Origin of the sequence: Stenotrophomonas sp. GD03930 (genome assembly GCF_029839665.1) — a bacterium.
Taxonomy (GTDB): domain Bacteria; phylum Pseudomonadota; class Gammaproteobacteria; order Xanthomonadales; family Xanthomonadaceae; genus Stenotrophomonas; species Stenotrophomonas forensis.
Genome location: NZ_JAOCAV010000002.1, coordinates 294,694 through 318,217, shown reverse-complemented (window position 1 = coordinate 318,217; position 23,524 = coordinate 294,694). Strand labels below are relative to the sequence as shown.

18 protein-coding genes are annotated in these 23,524 nt (G+C 67.2%); 8 read left to right on the top strand and 10 right to left on the bottom strand.

The genetic code is table 11. From position 1 onward, the window contains the following. The first annotated feature begins 105 nt into the window (after positions 1-105). A complete protein-coding gene (locus N5C18_RS12145; protein WP_195842664.1) occupies positions 106-822 on the top strand; it encodes a response regulator in 717 nt (238 codons plus the stop codon). Further along, positions 822-1,898: an ATP-binding protein gene (locus N5C18_RS12140; protein WP_053511599.1), complete on the top strand. Its 1,077-nt coding sequence runs from the start codon at positions 822-824 to the stop codon at positions 1,896-1,898. Before N5C18_RS12145 ends, N5C18_RS12140 begins: the two co-directional genes overlap by 1 nt. On the opposite strand, the gene N5C18_RS12135 is transcribed toward N5C18_RS12140, so the two are convergent. The 3 genes from N5C18_RS12135 to N5C18_RS12125 all read right to left on the bottom strand — a co-directional run bounded on the left by N5C18_RS12135 (position 1,876) and on the right by N5C18_RS12125 (position 5,463). Next, positions 1,876-3,672: a DUF4105 domain-containing protein gene (locus N5C18_RS12135; protein WP_279944697.1), complete on the bottom strand. Its 1,797-nt coding sequence runs from the start codon at positions 3,670-3,672 to the stop codon at positions 1,876-1,878. The two genes, N5C18_RS12140 and N5C18_RS12135, sit on opposite strands and share 23 nt — an antisense overlap. A 40-nt stretch (positions 3,673-3,712) precedes the next feature. Then, entirely contained in the window at positions 3,713-4,012 is a 300-nt protein-coding gene (locus N5C18_RS12130) for a DUF2388 domain-containing protein (protein WP_006439835.1), read from the bottom strand. A gap of 62 nt (positions 4,013-4,074) precedes the next feature. Then, positions 4,075-5,463 (bottom strand): FAD-binding oxidoreductase, encoded by a 1,389-nt coding sequence (locus N5C18_RS12125; RefSeq protein ID WP_279944696.1) that lies wholly within the window; start codon positions 5,461-5,463, stop codon positions 4,075-4,077. 169 nt (positions 5,464-5,632) lie between these two features. On the opposite strand from N5C18_RS12125, the gene serA reads away from it, so the two are divergent. Continuing rightward, positions 5,633-6,874, top strand: a complete 1,242-nt coding sequence (gene serA, locus N5C18_RS12120; RefSeq protein WP_014037034.1) for a phosphoglycerate dehydrogenase — start codon at positions 5,633-5,635, stop codon at positions 6,872-6,874. Positions 6,875-6,944: 70 nt separating this feature from the next. Here the strand turns inward: serA and N5C18_RS12115 are convergent, their stop codons facing one another. Beyond that, entirely contained in the window at positions 6,945-7,559 is a 615-nt protein-coding gene (locus N5C18_RS12115) for an NUDIX hydrolase (RefSeq protein ID WP_164241726.1), read from the bottom strand. Positions 7,560-7,692: 133 nt separating this feature from the next. On the opposite strand from N5C18_RS12115, the gene N5C18_RS12110 reads away from it, so the two are divergent. The 5 genes from N5C18_RS12110 to mtnC all read left to right on the top strand — a co-directional run bounded on the left by N5C18_RS12110 (position 7,693) and on the right by mtnC (position 13,231). Then, positions 7,693-9,168, top strand: coding sequence for an amino acid permease (locus N5C18_RS12110; protein WP_006439800.1), 1,476 nt, complete (start codon positions 7,693-7,695; stop codon positions 9,166-9,168). Between the two features lie 82 nt (positions 9,169-9,250). Continuing rightward, positions 9,251-10,678, top strand: a complete 1,428-nt coding sequence (locus N5C18_RS12105) for an amino acid permease (RefSeq protein ID WP_164087018.1) — start codon at positions 9,251-9,253, stop codon at positions 10,676-10,678. 562 nt (positions 10,679-11,240) lie between these two features. Next, a complete protein-coding gene (locus N5C18_RS12100) occupies positions 11,241-11,882 on the top strand; it encodes a methylthioribulose 1-phosphate dehydratase (RefSeq protein ID WP_279944695.1) in 642 nt (213 codons plus the stop codon). Between the two features lie 92 nt (positions 11,883-11,974). Continuing rightward, complete coding sequence (locus tag N5C18_RS12095) at positions 11,975-12,532, top strand: acireductone dioxygenase (protein WP_164242877.1); 558 nt, start codon at positions 11,975-11,977, stop codon at positions 12,530-12,532. 3 nt (positions 12,533-12,535) lie between these two features. After that, a complete protein-coding gene (gene mtnC / locus N5C18_RS12090; protein ID WP_053511799.1) occupies positions 12,536-13,231 on the top strand; it encodes an acireductone synthase in 696 nt (231 codons plus the stop codon). A gap of 83 nt (positions 13,232-13,314) precedes the next feature. Here the strand turns inward: mtnC and N5C18_RS12085 are convergent, their stop codons facing one another. The 6 genes from N5C18_RS12085 to N5C18_RS12060 all read right to left on the bottom strand — a co-directional run bounded on the left by N5C18_RS12085 (position 13,315) and on the right by N5C18_RS12060 (position 23,206). Further along, positions 13,315-15,933: a glycoside hydrolase family 2 protein gene (locus tag N5C18_RS12085; RefSeq protein ID WP_279944694.1), complete on the bottom strand. Its 2,619-nt coding sequence runs from the start codon at positions 15,931-15,933 to the stop codon at positions 13,315-13,317. A 61-nt stretch (positions 15,934-15,994) separates the two neighbouring features. Further along, positions 15,995-17,221, bottom strand: a complete 1,227-nt coding sequence (locus tag N5C18_RS12080; protein ID WP_164242874.1) for an AGE family epimerase/isomerase — start codon at positions 17,219-17,221, stop codon at positions 15,995-15,997. Next, positions 17,218-18,213: a carbohydrate kinase gene (locus N5C18_RS12075; RefSeq protein WP_053511796.1), complete on the bottom strand. Its 996-nt coding sequence runs from the start codon at positions 18,211-18,213 to the stop codon at positions 17,218-17,220. Before N5C18_RS12075 ends, N5C18_RS12080 begins: the two co-directional genes overlap by 4 nt. A gap of 7 nt (positions 18,214-18,220) precedes the next feature. After that, entirely contained in the window at positions 18,221-19,534 is a 1,314-nt protein-coding gene (fucP, locus tag N5C18_RS12070) for an L-fucose:H+ symporter permease (protein ID WP_006439404.1), read from the bottom strand. Between the two features lie 60 nt (positions 19,535-19,594). Next, the gene (locus tag N5C18_RS12065) at positions 19,595-20,644 is read right to left on the bottom strand and encodes a LacI family DNA-binding transcriptional regulator (RefSeq protein WP_049434977.1); all 1,050 of its coding nucleotides are present in this window, start codon (positions 20,642-20,644) and stop codon (positions 19,595-19,597) included. A gap of 96 nt (positions 20,645-20,740) precedes the next feature. After that, a complete protein-coding gene (locus N5C18_RS12060; RefSeq protein ID WP_164242873.1) occupies positions 20,741-23,206 on the bottom strand; it encodes a GH92 family glycosyl hydrolase in 2,466 nt (821 codons plus the stop codon). Positions 23,207-23,524: the final 318 nt, after the last annotated feature.

Genomic DNA, 23,524 nt, shown 5'->3' with positions numbered 1-23,524 from the left:
GGCTGAAAGGTTCTGAAGAACGCAGTGTGCGGGGCGATGATGGGGTTTCGATGGAGGAACTGTGGAGATACGATGGAGGCAAGCACCTTAAGGCCCCGCCCCCGCATGCATGCCTCCCCTGCCCTGGCCGCCCTCGTCCTGATTGTCGAGGATGAGGCCGAGATCGCCGATATTCTCACCGCCTATCTGGAACGCGAAGGACTGCGCACCCTGCGTGCCGCCGATGGCCACGACGCGCTCGACCTGCACCGCAGCGCCCGCCCCGACCTGGTCCTGCTGGACGTTCAACTGCCTCGCCTGGATGGCTGGAGCGTGCTGACCCAGCTGCGCCAACGTGGCGAAACGCCGGTGATCATGCTGACCGCGCTGGACCAGGACCTGGACAAGCTGACCGCACTGCGCATGGGCGCCGACGACTACGTGGTCAAGCCGTTCAACCCGGCCGAGGTGGCGGCGCGCGTGCGCGCCGTGCTGCGGCGTACGCTGCGCGCCTCGCGCGTGGATGCACCCAGCGCGCTGCGCGTGGGCCCGCTGCTGATCGACTCGGCAACCCATGCCGTGCACGTGGAGGGCGACGGCTACAGCCATGAAGTCCTGCTCACCCTCACCGAGTTCAAGCTGCTGCATTGCATGGCACTGGCCCCCACGCGCATCTTCAGCCGCAGCGAACTGATGCACGAGTGCCTGCCGGAGAGCGAGGCGCTGGAGCGAACCGTCGACAGCCATGTCAGCAAGCTGCGACGCAAGCTGGATGAGGTGGGCATGCTCAATGTACCGGCCAGTGTACGCGGCGTCGGTTACCGGTTGATGGCCGACCGCTGATGGGCACCCTGCGCCGCTCCGGTCTGAGCCGCCACATCATCGTCTCGATGTCGCTGATGGTGATCGGCGTGATCGTGATGATGATCCTGTCGTCGTGGCTGTTGTATGCGGTGCTGGTCGAGTTCTTCCCCGGCAGTGCCGAGGAGCCGGAAAGCTGGCTGCCTACCGGGCCGGAGCTGGCGTGGATGGTCGGGGTGATCCTGACCGGACTGGCCCTGGCCATCGCCGCCTCGTTCCGGCTTGCGCACCGTATCCTGTCGCCGTTGAATTCGCTGGTCGACAGCGTCCGCGCGCTGGCCAGCGGCGATCTCGGTGCACGCGCCAGTGTCGAAGAAAACTCGCCGGGCGAAGTAGCCACCCTGGTCGAAGACTTCAATGCGATGGCGCGGCGCCTGCAGCACATGGAGAGCGAGCGGGCCATGTGGCACGCCGCCATCGCCCACGAGCTGCGCACGCCGGTGACGATCCTGCGTGGCCGCCTGCAGGGGCTGGCCGAGGGCGTGTTCCAGCCTGACGAATCACAGTTCCGCAGCCTGCTTGCCCAGGTCGAAGGCCTGTCGCGCCTGATCGAGGACCTGCGCGTGCTGAGCCTGTCCGACAATGCAAGGCTGGACGTGCGCCGCGCGCGCACCGACGTGGTGGCCGAGGTGCATTCGGTGATGACCCTGGTCGACCCGCAGTTCCGCACCGCCGGTTTCGTGCTGGAACTGGAAACCAGCCGTGAGGAACACAACGCGCACTGCGATCCGACCCGGCTGCGCCAGGCGCTGCTGGCGCTGCTGGAGAACGCGCGGCGCTACGCCAGCCCGGGCAAGGTACGGATTGCCGTGCATGACACGCCGGGGCATGTACAGGTGGCCATCGAAGACGAGGGACCGGGCATCGACCCCGCCCTGCACGCCGATATCTTCACTCCGTTCATGCGCGCCGACGGTTCGCGTTCGCGCCAGGGCGGCGGCAGCGGGCTCGGCCTGGCGGTGGTCAAAGCCATCGCCGACGCGCACGGTGGCCGCGTCTACTGCATCCCGGGCAGCGCCGGCGGCAGCCGCTTCGTCATCGAACTGCCGCGCCAGTAGGCGAGCTGGCGGCCTGCGTGCGCAGGTGAGCACCAAGCGCGGCCAGATTGGCATCGATCGCATCCATTTCCTCGCGCTGGTTCACCGGCAACTGCTGGCGCAGCTGCAGGCGCAGCGCCTGCCACGCCGGCACCGCCTGCGCACTGGCAGTGGCCACGGCCTGCATCAGGAGCGCCTGTTCGTCGGCCAACGGCAATCCATAGCCATCGCCATGCAGCAACGTACCCGGACGCAGCCATTGCCCACTCTGCTCCAGCAGCCCGCGCAGGTTGCGGGCCTGGGCACTGTCCGGTGCACCCAGCAGCTGCCGCTTGAGCACATCGCGCGCGCGTAGTTCGGCACGCCGTTGCGCAGCCTGCTCCAGCAGCAGCAGGCCCGCGCTGGCGCGCAGGTCGCCCTGCAGCAGCCACGGTGCCCGCTGCCGTGCGGGCAGCTTCAGCCAGCCGCGTACATCGCGCGTGGGCAGCGCCAGCTGGCCGGCAGCCACATCGAACAACTGCTGATAGTGGTCACGCGCCGAGGCAAAGTAATAGCCCTGCGCCTGTGCTGAATCGCGATCGGCCAGCACGTGCTCGTCCAGCACCTGCAGGCGCGCCAGCCGGCGCTTCAGCCCGCGCGGACTCAGCTGCGCCAGGCCGGCGCTCCCCAGCCTAGGCACACCGGCCTGCAGCAGCTTCGCGGTCTCCACCGCGCAGTTGTTGCTGACGAAGTAATAGCGCCCGTCATAGCTCCAGTGCACCTGCGCGGTACGCTCGAGCAGGCTGGCGATCTCGTCGCGTTCCAGCTGCAGGGGCAACGACTGCAGCCCGCGAAGTTCAACCTTGGTGTACTCGTCCACCACCTGCTGCAGTGGCAGCACGAACAGCCGCGAGGGGTAGCCGCCGGTCAGGCCGCGCCAGTTTGAAATCTGCACGTCGCCGACAAAGGCGCGGAACGACAGCACGCGGTGGTACTCCAGGTCCAACCGACAGTCCGGGCCTGGCGCGCGGCCGGGCCGGCAGATCACCAGCCGCAGCATGCTGTGGCCCCAGCGGCTCATCGGTTGTGCGCTGCCTTCGGCAAACAGGTAATCCACCGCGTAAACCCGTGAGGGATCCAGCTGCAGCAGTGATGCCGCCCCCTCCTCCGGCTCCGCCTGCAGCAACGGAACGCGGCTATCGCACTGCGGCTGCGGCAGCGACGGCGGCGTGCCGAAGTGCTCCTGGTACCACTGCGCCAGTGCCGGGCGACGGCAGGTGAACTCGGCATCGAGCACGAAATGCTCGGCGTTCACCGCCAGATACTCAGCCGGATCTTTCAGCTCATAACCGTCCGGGCTGCGAGCACGGAAGTCGTTGTGGCCGCGACCGAGATGCCACGGCTTGCGTTGCCACCCTGCCAGATCGCGCCAACGCGCACTGCGCGACCAGCCAGCACCACCACGATCCGCGACATGGGTCAGTTCGTGCACCAGTGCGCTGCGTCGCGCCCGTCGCGCACCGGGCACGCGGTCGTCCAGCAGGTCGCGGCGCAGCGTGATGCGGCCAGCAAATGCACGGCCATGCACCTCGGCGGGCAGGTCAGCGCCCCAGCGTACCTGTACCTGGGTCGGCAAGGCACGTAGCAGGCCGTCCGGCAGCAGTGACTGCACATCGGCCAGGGTCTGGCCAGCCACCTGCTGCTGCACACGGCTCAGCCCTGCCGGGTCGAGCTGCAGGCGGTCGGCTGCGTGCGCGACGTGGGCGATCAGCAGTAGAGCCACGCCATGCGTGGCTGCGTTGCGTGCAGATGTCATGGCGTTGCCGGCCAGCGGCCGGCACTACCCGAAGGCCGGATCAGCGCGCCAGCAGCGCGCGGGCCAGCTGCAGGTCGCTCTGCTGCTGGGCAGCGGCATCCTGCTCGCGCAGGTGGACCAGCGCGGCCTGCAGGCGTGCGCCGCGGATCTGGCCGTCGCTGGCGACGAACGCAGCGGCATCATCGCGTGCGGCCTGTACCACCTTGTCGTCGCCCGAGCTGCTGGCCGAGGAACCGGAGGAAGCACCGGTGGCCGAGCCGGCCGAGGTGCCTGCGAAGCTGGAAGCGAAGCCGGCCAGCGGCAGGGACAGCAGGGCAAGCAGAACAAGCGGACGGGTCATCGATTCGAAGCCGGTTGTGGGAATGCGTGGAGCGTAACGGGTACGTGAAGGATTTGCCCGGCTCAGACGTCGAACAGCTTGCCGGGATTCAGCCGCGCTTGGGGATCGAACGCGCGTTTGACTGCCTTCATCAGCGCGATCTCGGCCGGGCCGCGGGTGCTGTCCAGGTAGCCCTTCTTGACCAGGCCGATGCCGTGCTCGGCGGAAATGCTGCCATCGAAACGGGCCAGCACCTGGGCCAGCAGCTTGGTCACGTGCTCGCACTGCGACACGAAATCGGCGTCAGGGGTGTCGTCCGGCTTGAGCACATTGATATGCAGGTTGCCGTCACCGATGTGGCCGAACCAGACCACGTCGAAATGCGGATAGGCCTGCCCGATCAGCGCCTGGGTCTCGGCCAGGAACGCCGGCATCGACGAGATCCGCACCGAGACATCGTTCTTGTACGGTTTGTAGCGTGCAAGCGACTCGGTGATGCCCTCGCGCAGGCGCCACAGCTGGGCGGCCTGGGCGTCACTTGCACTGATCACGCCATCGCTGACCCAGCCGTTGCCCATGCAGTCCTCGAACGCCGCCATCGCCGCCGCTTCCTGCGCGTCGTCGTTGGCCGCGAACTCGGTGACCACGTAATAAGGGTGCACCTCGTCGAACGGCGCCTGCGCACCATGCGCCAGCACGTGCTCCAGCGCCCGCTCGGTGAAGAACTCGAAGGCCTGCAGCTGCAGGCGCGCGCGGAACGCGGCGAACACCTGCATCAGCACCTCGAAGCTGGGGACGGCCAGCAGCATCACATTGCTGGCCGGCGGCGGGTCGGTCAGCTTCACCGTCGCCTCGACGATCACCCCCAGCGTACCTTCCGAGCCGATCAGCAGCTGGCGGAAGTCATAGCCGCTGGAGTTCTTGATCAGGCCCTTGTTGAGTTCGAGCAGCTCGCCGCTGGCGGTGACCACTTTCAGCCCGGCGATCCATTCTCGGGTATTGCCGTAACGGATCACGCGGATGCCGCCGGCATTGGTGGCGATGTTGCCGCCGATCGAGCAGGAACCGCGCGCCGCGAAATCAACCGGGTAGATCAGGCCGTGGTCGAGCGCGGCGTTGTGCACCGCCTCCAGCGGCATGCCGGCCTGCACCACCAGCGTGCGATCGACCGCGTCGTAGGCCAGCGCCTTGTTCATCCGCTCCAGGCTGAGCACCAGTTCGCCGTTGGCCGCCACCGCGCCACCGGACAGACCGGTGCGTCCACCCGACGGCACCACCGGCACGCCCTCGGCCGCGCTCCAGCGCATCACCGCCTGCACTTCCTCAACCGTGGCCGGCAATGCAATCGCCAGCGGCGCCGGCGTCCAGCGCCGGGTCCAGTCGCGCCCGTAATGCTCCAGGTCGGCCGGATCGGTCTTCAGTTTCAGGCCGGGACAGGCCTGCTGCAGCGAGGCAATGCGGGAATCGGTCATGACGGTCCAGCGCGGTGCGTGAAGAACGGGCAAGCGTGCCAGTGGCACGCGCCAGCGTCCAGCCCCACACCGGTACAGATAGCTACGGATGCAACCAATTGCGCACTGCACCATGGGCTTCGCGATCTGGCATAGTGATTGGCCCCTGTCCCACTGGCCGTGTTGCCCCATGTCGCCGAAGAAGACCTCGTTCCCGAAGCAGGATATCCGCGTGCTGTTGCTGGAGGGGGTCAGCCAGACCGCCGTGGAGGTGTTCAGCGCCGCCGGCTACAGCCAGATCGAAGCGCACACCAAGGCGCTGCCCGAGGACGAACTGAAGGCGCGCATCGCCGAGGCGCACATCGTCGGCATCCGCTCGCGTACCCAGCTCAGCGCCGAGGTGCTGGCCGAGGCCAAGCGGCTGATCGCAGTGGGCTGCTTCTGCATCGGCACCAACCAGGTCGACCTGGACGCGGCCGAGCTGGCCGGCATCCCGGTATTCAACGCCCCCTATTCCAACACCCGCAGCGTGGCCGAGCTGGTGATCGCCGAGGCGATCATGCTGACCCGTGGCATCCCGCAGAAGAACGCCGAATGCCATCGCGGCGGCTGGTCGAAGTCGGCCAGCGGCAGCCACGAAGTACGCGGTAAGACGCTGGGCATCATCGGCTACGGCCACATCGGCACCCAGGTCGGCGTACTGGCCGAATCGCTGGGCATGCAGGTGATCTTCCACGACGTGGAAACCAAGCTGGCGCTGGGCAATGCCCGGGCCGCGGCCAGCCTGGACGATCTGCTCGCCCGCGCCGACATCGTCACCCTGCACGTGCCGGAAACCCCGTCCACGCAATGGATGATCGGCAGCACCGAGCTGGCGAAGATGCGCAAGGGCGCGCACCTGATCAACGCCGCGCGCGGCACCGTGGTCGACATCGATGCGCTGGACGCGGCGCTGGCCAGCGGCCACGTCGGTGGCGCCGCGCTGGACGTGTTCCCGGTCGAGCCGAAGGGCAATGGCGATATCTTCGAATCGCCGCTGACCCGCCACGACAACGTGATCCTGACCCCGCACGTGGGTGGCAGCACGCTGGAAGCGCAGGACAACATCGGCGTGGAAGTGGCCGCCAAACTGGTGCGCTACAGCGACAACGGCAGCACCCTGTCGGCGGTCAATTTCCCGGAAGTGACCCTGCCCGAGCACGCCGACAGCCTGCGCCTGCTGCACATCCACCAGAACGTGCCGGGCGTGCTGTCCAAGGTCAACGAGATCTTCTCGCGCCACAACGTCAACATCGACGGCCAGTTCCTGCGCACCGACCCGAAGGTGGGCTACGTGGTGATCGACATCACTGCCAGCGAGGAGCAGGCCGCGGCGGTGCGCGACGAACTGGCCGCGATCCCGGGCACGCTGCGCACGCGCATCCTGTACTGAAAAAAAGGGGACGGAGGGGATTAAGTCGTTTGTGGCATAAACGACTTAATCCCCTCCGTCCCCTTTTTTCTCAACGTGCCAGCCACCTGTGTGCCATGCGCTGCATGGATTCATCGGACTGTGGGTCGGCCGCGACCTCGGTCACCGGCCGCCAGGCCAGCTCCAGTGATTCCTCGCTGAGCACGAAGGCTTCGCCACCCAGCGCACGGATCACGAAACGCACGTCGTAGTGCCAGTGCCCCGGCACGTCCTTGCGCTCCGGAATCCAGTGCTTGTCCAGATCGAAGATGGCCGGGTCTTCCAGCACCAGGCCGCCCAGGCCCGATTCTTCCTCGGCTTCCTTCAGCGCCACCCGGGCCAGGTCGCGGTCGCCGTCGGCGTGGCCGCCCAGCTGCAGCCAGCGCTGCAGCTTGCGGTGGTGGGTCAGCAGCAGACGCTGGCCATCGGCGCTGACCAGCCAGCAGCTGGCGGTGAAGTGGCCGGTCAGCCGTTCGCGCCGGAACGGATCTTCCGGATCGTCCAACAATGTGCCGAATTCGGCAGCCAGTGCGTCGTGGGCCGGCTCGCGGCGGGCATAGTCCCGCAGCAGGCCACGCAGGCGATCGTCAAGCACGGCAAGGGTTTCGGCGGTCTGGCTCATGAATGGGCGGCGTCTGGAAAAATACTGCTCATTATCGCCGTTCATTGTTGCGATTGCGCTTGTGCGTTGCCTTCAGCTTTGGCTAAGGTACAGCGGGCCGTTCGCGCGGCCTTCACCATTCCAGGGTTGCCGGCAACGTATCGGCGGCCCACCCAATCCGATCACTAGGAAGTACTGCATGCTGAAAGCTCTGTTGAGGGTCAAGCCGGTCCAACCGGCCGGGCACGTCGATGCCGGCGAACCCATCGAAGGCAGCCTGGACGGCGAAGCCACGTTGAAACGGACCCTCACGGCTAAACACCTCATCCTGCTTGGCGTGGGTGCGGTGATCGGCGCAGGTATCTTCGTGCTGACCGGCCAGGCCGCGGCCAACCACGCCGGCCCCGCCGTCATGCTGTCGTTCGTGATCGCCGGTTTCGCCTGCGCCCTGGCAGGCCTGTGCTACGCCGAGTTCGCGGCGATGATGCCGGTCTCCGGCAGCGCCTATTCCTACTCCTACGCCACCCTCGGCGAAGGCATGGCCTGGTTCATCGGCTGGTGCCTGGTGCTGGAGTACCTGTTCGCCTCGGCCTCGGTCGCGGTGGGCTGGTCGGCGTACCTGATCAGCTTCATCACCACTACGCTGCACATGCCGTTCCCGGACCTGCTCAGCGCCGCGCCCATCGCCTGGACCGGCAGCGAGTTCGTCTCCTCCGGCAAGCTGTTCAACCTGCCGGCGGTGCTGATCGTGGCGGCGGTGTCCGGCCTGCTGTACGTGGGCGTGACCCAGTCGGCCTTCGTCAACGCGATCATCGTGGCGATCAAGGTCACCGTCATCTGCCTGTTCATCGGCATCGGTGCGGCCCACATCGACCCGGCCAACTGGCAGCCGTTCATCCCGGAAAACACCGGCGTGCCGGGTGAGTTCGGCTGGAGCGGCGTATTCCGCGCGGCCACCATCGTGTTCTTCGCCTACATCGGCTTCGATGCGGTTTCCACCGCCGCCGGCGAGACCAAGGACCCGCAGCGCAACATGCCGATCGGCCTGCTCGGCTCGCTGGCGGTGTGCACCATCGTCTACATCATCGTCTGCGCGGTGCTGACCGGCATGATGCCGTACCACCTGCTGGGCACCGACAAGCCGGTGGCCACCGCGCTGGAGCCCTACCCGACCCTGTCGTGGCTGAAGACCCTGGTCGAGATCGGCGCCATCGCCGGCCTGTCCTCGGTGGTGCTGGTGATGATGATGGGCCAGACCCGCATCGCCTACACCATCTCCCGCGACGGCCTGCTGCCGAAATTCTTCGGCAAGGTCCACGCCCGCTTCCGCACCCCGTACGTCGCCACCATCGTGGTCGGCGTGATCGCCGCCGCACTGGCCGGCCTGGTGCCGCTGAACGTGCTGGGCGAACTGGTCTCGATGGGCACCCTGCTGGCCTTCGCCACGGTCTGCATCGGCGTGCTGGTGCTGCGCTATACCAAGCCGGAGATCCACCGCCCGTTCCGCGTGCCGATGGTGTGGATCATCTGCCCGCTGGGCGCGGCCACCTGCCTGTTCCTGTTCTGGCAGGCGTTCGTGGTGCACTGGCACCTGTTCGTTGGCTGGACGCTGCTCGGCCTGCTGATCTACCTGGGCTACGGCATCCGCAACAGCAAGCTGGCCAAGTCGCCCTGATCCGCCTACGGGCCGGCCTCGCGCCGGCCCGTCCGTTTTCCCCGCGCGCCGGTCATGGCGCGCTTCGACAAGACCACCACACATGTTCAAGCAACTGTGGGCCACCAAGCACCCGCATGCCGCCCATGAAGACGCCAACGGCCTCAGCCTGCGCCGCCACCTCGGCCCCTGGGGGCTGACCGCCCTCGGCATCGGCGCGGTGATCGGCGGCGGCATCTTCGTCATCACCGGCCAGGCCGCCGCCAACCACGCCGGCCCGGCGATCATGCTGTCGTTCGTGCTGGCCGCCATCTGCTGCGCCTTCTGCGCACTGGCCTACGCCGAGTTCGCCTCGATGGTGCCGGTGTCCGGCAGCGCCTACACCTATACCTATGCCACCTTCGGCGAGCTCTCGGCCTGGTTCATCGGCTGGATGCTGGTGCTGGAGTACGGCGTCTCCGCGTCAGCCGTGGCGGTCAGCTGGACCGGCTATTTCCTCAGCCTGCTCAGCCAGTTCGACATCCATCTACCGGCGGCGCTGGTCAGCGCGCCACTCGACGCGCAGCTGCGCCCGACCGGCGCGATCGCCAACCTGCCGGCCGCCGCGCTGGTACTGCTGCTGACCTGGCTGTGCTACGTCGGCATCAGCAAGTCCTCGGCGATGAACATGGCGATGGTCGTGCTCAAGACCGGCCTGATCGTGCTGGTCATCGTGGTCGGCTGGAAGTACGTCGACACCAGCAACTGGACCCCGTTCATTCCCGCCAACGAAGGCCCCGGCAAGTACGGCATGGAAGGCGTGCTGCGCGGCGCGGCGATGGTGTTCTTCGCCTACATCGGCTTCGAGGCGGTGTCGGTGGCGGCGCAGGAATCGAAGAACCCGCAGCGCGACATGCCGATCGGCATGATGCTGTCGCTGGCGGTCTGCACCGTGCTGTACATCGCCATGGCCGCTGTGATGACCGGCCTGGTGCCGTACCAGCTGCTGGGCACCGACGAGCCGGTGGTGACCGCGGTGGCCGCGCATCCGCAGCTGGGCTGGCTGCGCTGGGTGGTCGAGGTCGGCGCGCTGGTCGGCCTGTCCTCGGTGGTGCTGGTGATGATCATCGGCCAGCCGCGCATCTTCATGATCATGGGCCGCGATGGCCTGCTGCCGCCGGTGTTCACCAAGATCCATCCGAAGTACCGCACCCCGCACATCAACACCGTGATCACCGGCATCGGCATCGCGCTGCTGGCGGCGCTGTTCCCGCTGGACATCCTCGGTGAGCTGACCTCGATGGGCACGCTGATCGCGTTTGCTGCGGTGTGTGCCGGCGTGCTGATCCTGCGCCGCACCCAGCCGGACCTGCCGCGTCCGTTCCGCATGCCGATGGCGTGGCTGATCTGCAGCCTGGGCGTGCTGAGCTGCCTGGCGCTGCTGTCGGCGATGACGATGCACAACTGGATGCTGATGGGCGTGTGGACGTTCGTCGGCTTCGTCATCTACTTCTGCTACGGCTTCAAGCACAGCCGCCTGCGGGGGAAGTAAGGGGTTTTGCATTGCAGGGCCTGCGGCCCTGCACCCGCCTTTGAAGCCGGAGCAACGGCAACGGCGACAGCTGGGCTGAGGCTTTGGTGGGGCGGATTGGGTTAGCGGGGGACGCCGTGAACCCATCCATGGGGGCTTGGCCGCGGCATCCCTGCCGCGGACACCCCCGCGAACCCAACCCGCCCCACCTCCGACAGTCTGCTGGCACGTCCAGTAGATCCACGCCATGCGTGGATGAATTGCGTCTGAGAGATGAATTCCCTCCGGTCGATGAATTCCCTGTAGAGCCGAGCCATGCTCGGCTCCGAGCAAGCGCAGCGCGGCGACCCGCTTTTCGCTTTTCCTTCTTCACTCCGTGGCTGGCCGCACGACGGAACCTGTCCGTGGCCGGTCGGGTGGGCTGCGCAGGGGTGTCCGCGGCATGGATGCCGCGGCCAAGCCCCCATGGATGGGTTCACGGCGTCCCCTGCGCAGCCCACCCAACCGGCCAACCCACGGAACCTGCTTCTTACGCAAGCCACGAGGGGCTCAGCCGTTGGCCGAATCCAGTAAAATCGACGGCATGAACGCCCCCACCTTCCCCTACGACACCGCGCGCCTGAGCGAACTGGCCCAGCTGCTGATCGACAACGTCCGCGAACTGGCCCACGCCGGCTGGACCCCGGCCACCAGCAGCAACTTCTCCCACCGCCTGGATGACGGCCACGCGGCGATCACCGTGTCCGGCAAGGACAAGGGCCGCCTGATCGAGGACGACATCATGGTGGTGGACTTCGACGGCAAGGCCGTCGGCCGCCCGCTGCGCCCGTCCGCCGAAACCCTGCTGCACACCCAGCTGTACCGCCGCTTCCCGGAGATCGGCTGCGTCCTGCACACCCATTCCCCGGTGCAGACCATCGCCTCGCGCCTGTATGCGCCGCAAGGCCATGTGCACCTGGAAGGCTACGAGCTGCTGAAGGCCTTCGCCGGCAACAGCACCCATGAAATGGCCGTGGACGTGCCGGTGTTCGCCAACACCCAGGACATGAATGTGCTCTCGAAACAGGTCGACGACCTGCTGGACCGGCAGAACCTGTGGGGTTACCTGATCGACGGCCACGGCCTGTACGCCTGGGGCCGCGACATGGCCGAGGCGCGCCGCCACCTGGAAGCCTTCGAGTTCCTGTTCCACTGCGAGCTGGAACTGCGCAAGCTGCGCGGCTGAACCCGCGCGCAGGTGCAGATGCCGATCAGGAATCTGCGCCGCGCCCCCACCCTGCTACCCTGTCTTCCCCCCGAGACGTTCAAGCTGCCGCCATGAGCCGACTGCGCATCTACGACGACACCCGCCCCGAATCGCCACTGCTGGACACCCAGGACGGCGCGATCATCGCTGCCGAACTGCATAAGATCGGTGTCACCTTCGAGCGCTGGCAGGCCACCGCGCCGGTCGCGCCGGGTGCCAGCCAGGATGAAGTGTTCGCCGCCTACCGCGCCGACATCGACCGCCTGGTCGCCGAGCGTGGCTTCAAGAGCGTGGACGTGGCCTCGATCGCCCCGGACAACCCGAACCGGGCGGAACTGCGCAAGAAGTTCCTCGACGAACACTTCCACAAGGAAGACGAGGTGCGCTTCTTCGTGGCCGGCTCGGGCCTGTTCACCCTGCACGTGGGTGACAAGGTCTACGAGATCGAGTGTGTGAAGGATGACCTGATCGCCGTGCCCGATGGCACCACCCACTGGTTCGACATGGGCGACGAGCCGAGCTTCGTGGCGATCCGCTTCTTCACCGAGCCGGATGGCTGGGTCGGTCACTTCACCGGCACCGACATCGCGCAGAAGTTCCCCCGTTACGTACCCACCCAGGCGTCCTGATCCATGCAGCCCCGCGTCATCCTGACCGACATCGAAGGCACCACCAGCAGCATCTCGTTCGTCAAGAACGTGCTGTTCCCTTATGCCCGCAAGGCGTTGCCCGCGTTCGTGGCCGAGCATGGCCAGCAGCCGGAGGTCCGCCGCTGGCTGGATGCGGTGGCCAGCGAGATCGGCGGCGCCTGCCAGGACAGCCTGGTGGCCGAGACGCTGCAGGGCTGGATCGACCAGGACCGCAAGCACACCGCGCTGAAGGCGCTGCAGGGCATGATCTGGGACGAAGGCTACCGCCGCGGCGACTACACCGCGCACTTCTATCCGGAAGTGGCGCCGGTGCTGAACGGCTGGCACGCCTCCGGCCTGCCGCTGTACGTGTACTCCTCCGGCTCGGTACCGGCGCAGAAACTGTTCTTCGGCTTCAGCGATGCCGGTGACCTCAGCCCACTGGTGTCGGGCTGGTTCGACACCGAGGTCGGCGGCAAGCGTGAGGCCGACAGCTATCGCCGCATCGTGCAGGCGATCGGCGTGCCGGCGGGTGAGATCCTGTTCCTGTCCGACGTGGTCGAAGAACTCGACGCAGCCCGCGAAGCCGGCCTGCAGACCCGCCTGATCGACCGCCTTGACGACTACCCGCTGCCGCGCACCGGCCAGGCCGCCAACGGCCACGAGCGGGTCGAGAACTTCCAGCAGATCCAGCTGTAATCAACGGGGGATGCCAACCTTGGTTGGCATGTTCCGGGTGTGCCAACCAAGGTTGGCACCTACCAGAACAGGATGTGCCGCCCTCAACGGTCGTTGAGGGTCCTCAGCTTCAACGCTTCGCGCAGCGTCGTCAGATCCACCGGGCCGCGTACGGCGATATCGCGGGTTTCCCCCGGCAACAGGTCCAGCAGGTTGTCTTCGACCTGCACGTCCAGCGCACCGAAGTCGATCCACGCCGCCCGCACATACGTCGCGCTCTCCAGCCGCAGTCGATAGTGGTCGCCCTCGATGCTCAGGGCAGCCTTCAGCTTCTGTCGCGGCAGCTGCTGGTCCTTGGCTTCGACGAAACCAACCACCTGCCGCGCACTCACCCTGCCGTCCTGCAGCAGCTCGAACACCGCGACCGTCCGCTTCGAATCGGCGCCAGCCAGCAGCTCGGCATCGCTGTAGGTGCCGATGTCGGTGACGCCGGCAGCGGCAAGCGTCACCGCCTGCTCGCGACGGCGCAGCACCTTGCCGTCCACGTCCATCACCCGCAGCCGCCAGCGCGCATCCAGCGCGGCGCCATCATTGAGCAGCCGCACCCGCGTACGGCCCTCGTCGCGCAGCGCGGCCACGGTGACCGGCGCGAAGAATCGCCGCGCGGCGAAATGCAGCGCCTTCCAGCGGCCGAAGTAGTCCACGCTGGACCACGAAGCCCCCGGCCAGACATCGTTGAGTTGCCAGTACAGCGAACCCATCGTGTACGGCCGCGAGGCGCGATGATGCAACGCCGCCAGTGCAATGCCATCGGCCTGCATCACCTGGCTCAGGTAGACGAAATCCTCGAAGTCCTTCGGCGTACCGTAGCCCAGCTCGATGTAGTGCAGCAGGCGGCTGTTGCCCTCGCCGGCCATGAATTTCTGGTGCGCGCGGATCACCGGGCTGTCGATGCGCTGCTCGGCGCGGGTGGCGATCTGGTCCACGGTCGCCACCGACGGCCACGCCTGCAGTCCGTACTCGGACATGAAGCGTGGGGTCTCGCGCAGGTAGGCCTGCACCGGCAATGCCGGATTGCCCCAGACCTGCCAGTAGTGCTTGTCACCACGGGTCGAATCGTTGGCCTTCTCGTCAAGATCGTTGCTGGGCGAGCTGGACCAGTATGGTACGCCCAGCCCTTCCTCGCCGACCACCTGGCGCAGGTCGTTGCCGAACAGGTCGACATAGCCCTGCCAGACCTTCGCCGCAAATGCCGGGTCGGCCGCCTTCAGGTCGCGGCCATGGCCCCAGTCCTTCCAGGCGGTCTCTTCCTCGTTGTTGCCACACCACAGCACGATGCTGGGGTGATGCCGCAGGCGGCGCACGTTGTCGCGTGCTTCGGCCACCACGCTGGCACGGAACGCCGGATCGTAGCCCGGTTGCATGCCACCGCCGAACATGAAGTCCTGCCACACCAGCAGGCCGAGTTCATCGGCGATGTCGAAGAACGCATCGTCCTCGTAGTAGCCACCGCCCCAGTTGCGCAGCATGTTCATGTTGGCATCGCGGGCCGCCGTCAACACCTGGCGCAGTCGCGCCGCATCGACGCGTGCGGGGAACGCGTCGAACGGGATCACGTTGGCACCCTTGGCGAAGATCGGCACACCATTGATGACGAAAGCGAAGCCCTGCCCGCCCTTGCCGTCTTGCTCGCGGCGCAGTTCGACCGTGCGCAGGCCGATGCGCTGCTCGCGCGCCAGTTCCGGTGTGCTGCCGTCGTCAAGGCGTGCCTGCACGGTGTAACGGTCCTGCGCACCATGACCCACCGGCCACCAGCGCTGCGGCTTGGTCAGCTCAACCGGCAGCTCAACGGTGTTCTGGCCGGGCATCAGCGGCACCGTGCGTTGCACCTGGGCCACGCTGCGGCCCTGCGGATCGCGCACCTCCACATGCACCACGGCCGAGCCCGACACCGCCCCCTGCTCCACCTGCAGCAGCACCGCCAGCTTCGCCTGCTGGGCGTCCAGTGCATCCGTACGCACGGCCAGATCGGCCAGGCGGTGCGCATCCCAGGCCTGCAGGTCGACGCCACGCCAGACCCCGGCGGTGACATAACGCGGGCCCCAGTCCCAGCCGAAGTGGTAGGCCGGCTTGCGCGCGAAGTTGCCGACCATCGCCTCCTTCGGCTCATCACCATAGGGCGACGGATAGTTGCCAGCAATCTTGTGCGGCATGGCCTGCACGCCCGGCAGCAGCGTGCGGATCGGCGAACGGAACACGATCTGCAGCTCATTGCCCTTGGCCCGCAGCCGGCCCTCCACGCGCGCGCGCCAGGTACGATGTGCATTGTCTGCACGCAGCAGCGGTTTGCCGTTGAGGAGGACCTCCGCATAGGTATCGAGCCCATCGAAGCGCAGCTCGGCATTGGGCTTGGCAAGCGTCGCGGTATCCACGTCGAAACGGGCGCGGTATTCCCAGTCGGCCAGGCCGATCCATTGCAGCTCGGCCTCGGCTGCACCGACGTAGGGATCGCGGATCAACGCATGGGCCAGCAGATCGGTGTGCACGCTGCCCGGCACCGTTGCCGCGCGCCACTGCTGCAGGCCCGGATGCGCCGCACCCTGCGCGTCGCCGGGCAGCATGCGGAACTCCCACTGCGCCTGCAGCGGGGCTGCAGTTGCCGGAAACACGGAGGCTGCGATCAGCAGCAGGAGCAGACGGACAACGAGGGAAAGGCGATGCACGTGATGCTCCTGTTCTGCCGCCGGGTGCGGCCCGGCGCTACCGATTCCAATACATCGCGCCTCAGCGCACGACGTTCAACACTTCGTAGCAGGCACCCATGGTGTGGTAATCCACCTTGCCGGCCGGGCTCTTCTCGTCGCTGTACTTGCGGTTGTCGGCATCGAGGATGCGGAACCAGGCGCCGTACCGGTGGTCGACGAAGTGCTCCCACGAATACGCCCAGAGGCGGTCGTACCACTGCCAGTAGCGGTCATCGCCGGTGCGCCTGGCCATCAGTGCGGCGGTGGCCAGGGTCTCGGCCTGCACCCAGAAGTATTTGTCGTCATCGCAGACGAAGCTGTCGCCACCGATCGGTGCGCCGTCCATGCCCGGCTGCCGGCGCGATTCCGGTGCGAAGCCGTAGTACAGGCCACCGCGGGCGTCGTCCCAGCTGCGCGCCACGGCCACGTCGAACAGGTGCTGCGCGGTCGGAACCAGCCAATCGGCCTGCACGTGGCGATCGAGGATCAGCAGCAGCTTGGCCCACTCGGTCTGGTGGCCGGGCTGGAAGCCCCACGGGCGGAACAGGTGCTTGGGGTCGTCCAGATTGTAATCCCAGTCGATCTCCCAGTTCACGTCGTAGTGTTCCCAGACCAGCCCACCGGCCTTGGCGGCCTGGCGGCGGGTCATGTTGTCGGCCAGCAGCAGCGCGCGCTCGACATAGCGCTGTTCGCCACTGGCCTCGAATGCGGCCAGCATCGCCTCGCACATGTGCATGTTGGCGTTCTGGCCGCGATAGCCGGTGAAGTTCCAATGGCCATCAGCCTCGTCCTTGTACAGGCCGTGCTGCGGCTCCCAGAAGCGCGCTTCCAGCAGCTGCCAGGTCTCGTCCATCCACTCGCGGGCCTGCTCGATGCCGGCCTTCAGCGCGCAGCTGTAGGCCAGCAGCACGAAGGCCACGCCATAGCAGTGGTTCATGTCGTCCTCGACCTTGCCATCGCGCAGGGTCCAGGCATAGCCGCCGGTGGCCGGGTTGCGGTGCACCTCACGCAGGTAGCGCACGCCGTGCTCGACCGCCTCGCGATATTCGGCATTGCCGAACTCGCGGTAGGCCATCGCGTAGTTGAAGACGAAGCGCGTGCTGCTCACCAGGTGGCGATGGCTGGCATCGTAGATGCTGCCGTCGTCACGGAAGTAGTGGAAGAAGCCACCGTTCGGATCGATGCAGCGCGGGTGGTAGAACGCCATCGTGTCGGCGATGTGCGCACGCAGGAACGCGGGTGAACGGAAGTCGGGCGAGGTGCTCATGCGGTAATGTCCTGGGACTGCAGCAGCTGCTGCACTTCATCAAGCGAGGGCATCGCGGCGAACGCGCCCTTGCGGGTAACCGCCAGCGCACCGACTGCAGCGCCGAAGCGCAGCGTGGCGGTGATCGCCTCCGGGTCCTTGCAGAAGGCGGCGAAACCTGCGCCCGCCCCACCCCGCTCCAGCAGGCCGACCAGCACGCCACCGACGAAGGCATCACCGGCCGCGGTAGTGTCGACGGTGGCCACGCGGAAGCTGGTGACCGTGCCGTGGTTGTCGCGGGTGTACCAGTGCAGCGTGGCTGCACCATCGGTGACGATGACCCAGCGTGCCTGCGCGGCCAGCAGGCGCCGCAGCACCGCCGCCTCGCCATCGGCGCCCAGCGGAGCTGCCAGGTAATCCAGTTCCTCGCGCGACAGCTTGACCAGGTCGGCGCGCTCCAGCGCCTGCCACAGGCGCGGCGTCGGATCGACGTCGGCAGGCCACAGGGCCGGACGCAGATTCAGATCGAGACTGACCACCGCGCCGGCCTTACGGGCCCGGTCCATGCCGGCGAAGGTCGCCTCGGCGATGGCCGGCTCGGTCAGGCTGTTGGAGCAGACGTGGAAGCACTGTGCGCTGTCGAGGCACTCCGCCTGGAAGTCACTGTCACGGAACAGCAGGTCGGCCGCCGGCGGGCGGTAGAAACTGAAGCTGCGCTCGCCGCTGGCGTCGAGGGCAACGAAGGCCAGTGCGGTCTTCGCCGCATCGGTACGCACGATGTAATCCGTGCCCACGCCGTGCTCGACCAGGCTGTCGGCCAGGAAGTCGCCGAACATGTCACGGCCGAGCATGCCGACGAACTGCGTCTTCGCACCCAGCCGCGCGGCGGCCACGGCGACGTTGGCCGGCGCACCGCCGGCGTACTGCAGGAACGCGCGCGGGGTATCGGCCGAGGCCGGCGGCTGCGCTAGTAGATCGATCAAAATTTCGCCGAAGCAAACGATGGCACCCATACCGGACTCAGCCTCCCTGCGTTGCGGAGGCCGGCGTACGCGCGCCGACCAGTCCGTAGAAAATGATGTAGCCGTAGCACAGCAGCGGCAGGATGAAGCTGGCCTGCACACCGATGTGGTCGGCCAGCACGCCCTGCAGGTACGGCACCACGGCACCGCCGACGATGGCCATGATCAGCAGGCTGGAGCCCTTGTTGGTCAGCGGGCCGAGGCGCTCGATGCTCAGCGCGAAGATGGTCGGGAACATGATCGAGTTGAACAGGCCGATCGCCACCACCGAATACAGCGCGACACTGCCGGAGCTCAGCATGGTCGTGACCAGCAGCCCCACGTTGACCAGCGCGAAGATCGCCAGCAGGCGGCTGGGCGAGAAGCGCGCCAGCAGCGCCGAACCGGCGAAGCGGCCGATCATCGCCATCGTCCAGTAGGCCGACACGTAGTGCGTGGCCTGCTGCTCGCTGAAGCCGCCGATGTTCGGCATCGACAGGTAGTTGACCAGGAAGCTGCCGATCGACACTTCGGCACCCACGTAGAAGAAGATGCCCAGCACGCCCAGCAACAGGTGGCGCTTGCGCAGCGCATCCAGGTAGCTGTGGTGGTGGCCCTGGTCGGCCTGCTCGGTGGCATCGCTCAACGCCGGCAGTCGGAACAGGAACACGAACAGCGCCAGCAGCACCAGCGCCACCGCCAGGCCCACGTACGGGCCCTGCACGGCCTGCGCCTCGGCGGCACGGTAGGCCAGCTGCTCGGCGGCCGGCAGTGCCGCGATGTCATCGGCACTCTTCACCGTGTTGGACAGGATCAGCATGCCGCCGAAGATCGGCGCGATGGCCGTGCCCAGCGAGTTCAGCGCCTGCGCCAGGGTCAGGCGGCTGGAGCTGGTCTGTTCCGGGCCCAGCAGCGCCACGTAAGGATTGGCAGCGACCTGCAGCACGGTGATGCCGCTGGCCAGCACGAACAGCGCGCCGAGGAAGGCGCCATACACGCGCAGCTCGGCCGCCGGCCAGAAGCCCAGCGCACCGATGCCGGCGATCACCAGGCCGGCCACGATGCCCTTCTTGTAACCCAGCGCGGCGACCAACCGGCCCGCCGGCAGCGACATCAGGAAATAGGTGCCGAAGAAGGTGAACTGCACCAGCATCGCCTTGGCGTAGTTCAACTCGAACACCGCCTTCAGGTGCGGGATCAGGATGTCATTGAGGCAGGTCAGGAAGCCCCACATGAAGAAGATCGTGGTGACCACGGCCAGCGCCTTGCCGTTGGTGACGGCGGGTGCGTTGCCCGAAGAACCCGATGGACGGGGCGTTGCGGAAATCGGCATGCGGTACGCGCCTCGATGCGCGGAAGGTCGTTGTTGCGTGGAAGGGGTGTATGGAAGGAATCAGTTCGGTCGTGCGGCACTGCTTTCGCGGATGCGCAGCTGCACCGGCGCGACGGTGCGCCGTGGCGGCGCGTCCGGTTCGTCCAGCCGTTGCAGCAGCAGAGCGGCAGCTTGCCGGCCCCGCTCGCGCGGATCGGCAGTGAGCGTGGTCAACGGCGGCACCGCCACCGACGCCTCGGAAATATCATCGAAACCGGTAACGGCGAAGTCGCCACCCGGGCGGATGCCGCGCGAGTTCAGGCCCAGCATCAGGCCCAGCGCCACGGTGTCGTTGTAGCAGACCGCCGCACTGGGTCGATGGCCATCGGCAAACAGCTCATCGGTGCGCGCCGCGGCTTCCAGGCGGTTCGGTGCCGACTCGATCATCCAGCCCGGCGGCAGCGACAGACCGGCCTCGGCCAGCGCCTGCTGGAAACCGGCGCGGCGCTGATGGCATGAACTGGAGGCGGCATGGCCACCAAAGAACGCGATCTGGCGATGGCCGCGCTCGATCAGGTGGCGCGTGGCCAGGTAGGCACCGTGCTGGTTGTCCAGGGTCAGGAAGTCCCAGTCGGCACCTTCCAGTTCGCGGTTGAACAGCAGCACGTTGGCGTTGGCACCCAATGCCTGGCGCAACTGCGCGGTATCACTTCCTTCGGCCGGCGACAGGATCAGGCCGGCCGGGGTGTGCTCCATCAACGTGGACAGCACCGCCTGCTGGCGCTCGGGCGATTCACCGGTACTGCCGAGCAGGGTCACATAACCGCGGCCACCCAGCGCCTCGTCCACGCCGGACGCGAATTCGGCGAAGAACGGGTTGGACAGATCGTTGATCACCAGCGCGATGCTCGACGAGGTACGACGGCGCAGGTTGGCCGCCGCGCGGTTGTAGACATAGCGCTGGCGGCGCAGTTCGGCCTCGACCTTGGCCCGGGTATCGACGTTGACCAGCGGGCTGCCGCGCAGCACCAACGACACGGTGGCCCGCGACACGCCGATGGCACGCGCGATGTCGGTCACCGTCACCGCCTTGCCGGCGCGCTTGCTGGAACTGCTGCCGTTGTCGTTCATCGTCTTCCCGGACTCCGCTGGAGGCTCAAGCCTAATGGATCAGGGCCGTGTCGTGCCGTGCCGTTCGCTGGGTCACCGCGAACGGCACAGTCCGGCTCAGCGCAGCTGGCTGCCCGGTGCCGCGCACCAGGACACCGGCAGGTCCTTCACCGCCGTGCCCCAGCCCTGCTCCGGCGCCTTCGCATCCAGCGCGAACTGCAGGCGCGGGCCCTGCTGCAGGCGGTTCCAGTCCAGCCATACCGGCGCATGCGCCTGGCCATCGACCTTCACGCCCTGCACGTACTGCAGGCGCCGGCCATCCGCACCCGGCGCGTCGATGCGCAGGGTACGGCCATTGCCCATGTCCACTTCCACCTTGCTGAAGCGCGGGGTGTGCAGCAGGAACTGGCCGCTACCCGGCACCGCCGGGTACACGCCGATGGCACTGAACAGGTACCAGGCCGACATCGTGCCCAGGTCATCGTTGCCGGTCACGCCGTTCGGCGCATTGGTGAACAACTGCTGCGCGGCACGCACCACCGCAGCGGTCTTCCACGGCTGGCCGATCAGCGTGTACAGCCACGGCGAGTGCAGGTCCGGCTCGTTGTTCGGGTTGTAGCGGAACTGGTTGTAGTAGCTGTACGGCCCTACCACCCACTCCTTGCGGGCGGCGTTGAGCGGGTCGGCCTGCAGCGCATCCATCGCGAAGAACGCGTCGAGGCGGCGGCCGGCCTGCTCGCGGCCGTCCATCGCTTCGACCAGGCCCGGCACGTCCTGCTGCGCCAGCCACTGGTACTGCCATGCCGTACCTTCATGGAAGCCGTGGTGCGAACGCGGGCTGTAGTGGCCATCGGCCGGCGTGTACCACTGGCCATCCTCGGTGCGCGGGCGCGGGAAGCCGGTGAAGCCGGTCTCGGCATCACGCACCTGCGGGTCCCACACCTTGCGCCAGTTGCGGCCGCGCTCACGCAGCGTCGCCGCGTCCTGCGCATGGCCGAGGCCATCGGCCATCTGCGAGAGCGCACAGTCGGCCAGCGCGTACTCCAGCGTTGCCGAGCCGCCGTGATGCGGATCAACGTCCATTCCCTTGGACGGGAACGCACGGTCGTAGACCACATAGCCCTTGTCCAGGTAGGTCGGGTTGCCGGAGCGGCCGGCCATGCGCGAGTTCAACGGCGGCGTACCGAAGGCATTGCGGCGCAGCGCATCCCACGCCTGCGATTCACGGCCCTTGAGCGCGCCGAAGCGCCACAGGTCGACCATGAACGGCGTGACCGGGTCGCCGGTCATGATGTTGGTCTCGAAGTTGGCATAGCCCCAGCGCGGCAGCCAGCCACCCTGCTCATCGATCGCCAGCAGCGTGCGGCCGATATCGCGTGCCACGTCCGGGCGGGTCAGTGCCAGCCACTGGTTCTGCGCACGGTAGGTATCCCACAGCGAGAAGTACTCGTAGTAGGTCCAGCCATCGGCGCGATGGATGCCATCGTCATAGCCACGGTAGCGGCCGTCGGCATCGTTGCCGGTCATCGGCTGCAGCAGCGCGTGGTAGACCGCGCTGTAGAACACCGCGCGGTCGTCAGCATTGCCGCCCTGCACGCGCACCCGTCCCAGCTGCTCGCGCCACGCCTGCTGCGACAGCGCGCGCATGCGGTCGAAACCGAGCAGCGCCCCACCCTGCATGCCGTCGGCGCGCAGGTTGATGCGCGCGCCCTCGGCGTCCACGTGCGAGATCGCACTGACTGCGGTCACCGACTGGCCCTTGGCCAGGTCGAAGCTGAGCCAGGCACCATTCGGCTTCTGCTCGCCTTCCATGCTGTGGCGCGCACCCGGCAGGCCACCGCCCTCGCCCCAGGTGCCATGCGCCTTGAACGGGCGATCGAACTCGATGCGGAACCATGTGGTGTACTGATGGCCACCACAGAAGCTCTTGGTGACCAGCTTGCCCTCGACCACGCGGTCGCCCACCACATCAACCACGCTGCCGATCACCGAATGGCGCTCGTTGGCCTGGCCGACATTGACCAGCACATGGCCGTCGCCCTGGCGCTGGCTGAAGGTATAGCGCTCGGCGGCGGCGCGGGTACGTGCGGTGGTCTCGGCATCGATGCCGCCGTAGCTGGTCAGGCGCACCTTGTAGTAGCCGGCCTGGCCGACCTCGCCGTCGTGGCTATAGGACGCGGCGTAGGCCTTGTGGTCGAACTGCTTGGGGTTGGCGGTATCGAAATCGCCACCGGGGCCGATCGAGCCGGTCACCGGCAGCACCGACACCTGGCCGCCCTGTTCCCAGCAGCCGGCGCCGGAGATGAACGAATGGCCGAAGCCGCGGATCTTGTCATCGTCATAGCGCCAGCCCGAATAATGACTGCCGATCGGGCTGACCTGAATCAGGCCGAACGGTGCGGACGCGCCCGGGAAGGTGTTGCCGTCGTCCTTGCTGCCGATGAAGGTATTGACCTCACGCTCCAGCGCCGCCGGCGCGGCCTGCAGCAGCATCGGCGTGGCCGACAGGGCGAGCAGGCAGGCCAGGCGCACCAGCGGGCGCGAAGACGATGGGACGGCGGGAGCGGACGGCACTGGACGCATGTCGGGTTCCTGTAGTCGATGACACGGAGGCATACGGTGCGGGCCGTCCGGCACCGTTCCACCGAGCTCCGCCTTTGACCGGCAGACAGCTTCCCCTGGAATGACGCGCGACCCGTTGAACCGTGGATTTAGATCGATTCAAGTAGAGCATGCCGATTCCGCCGAATGCATTCTGCGCCGCAGCATGAGGGGGGGGTTTGGCAGGGCTGCGCCCTGCACCCCTGGTAGTGCCGGCCGCTGGCCGGCAACCTCAACGGCAAGAGCAGAAGCGGGTTTCCTGAGGAATGGCGGGGTGGGTCCGGTTGCGGGGGCCGCTGC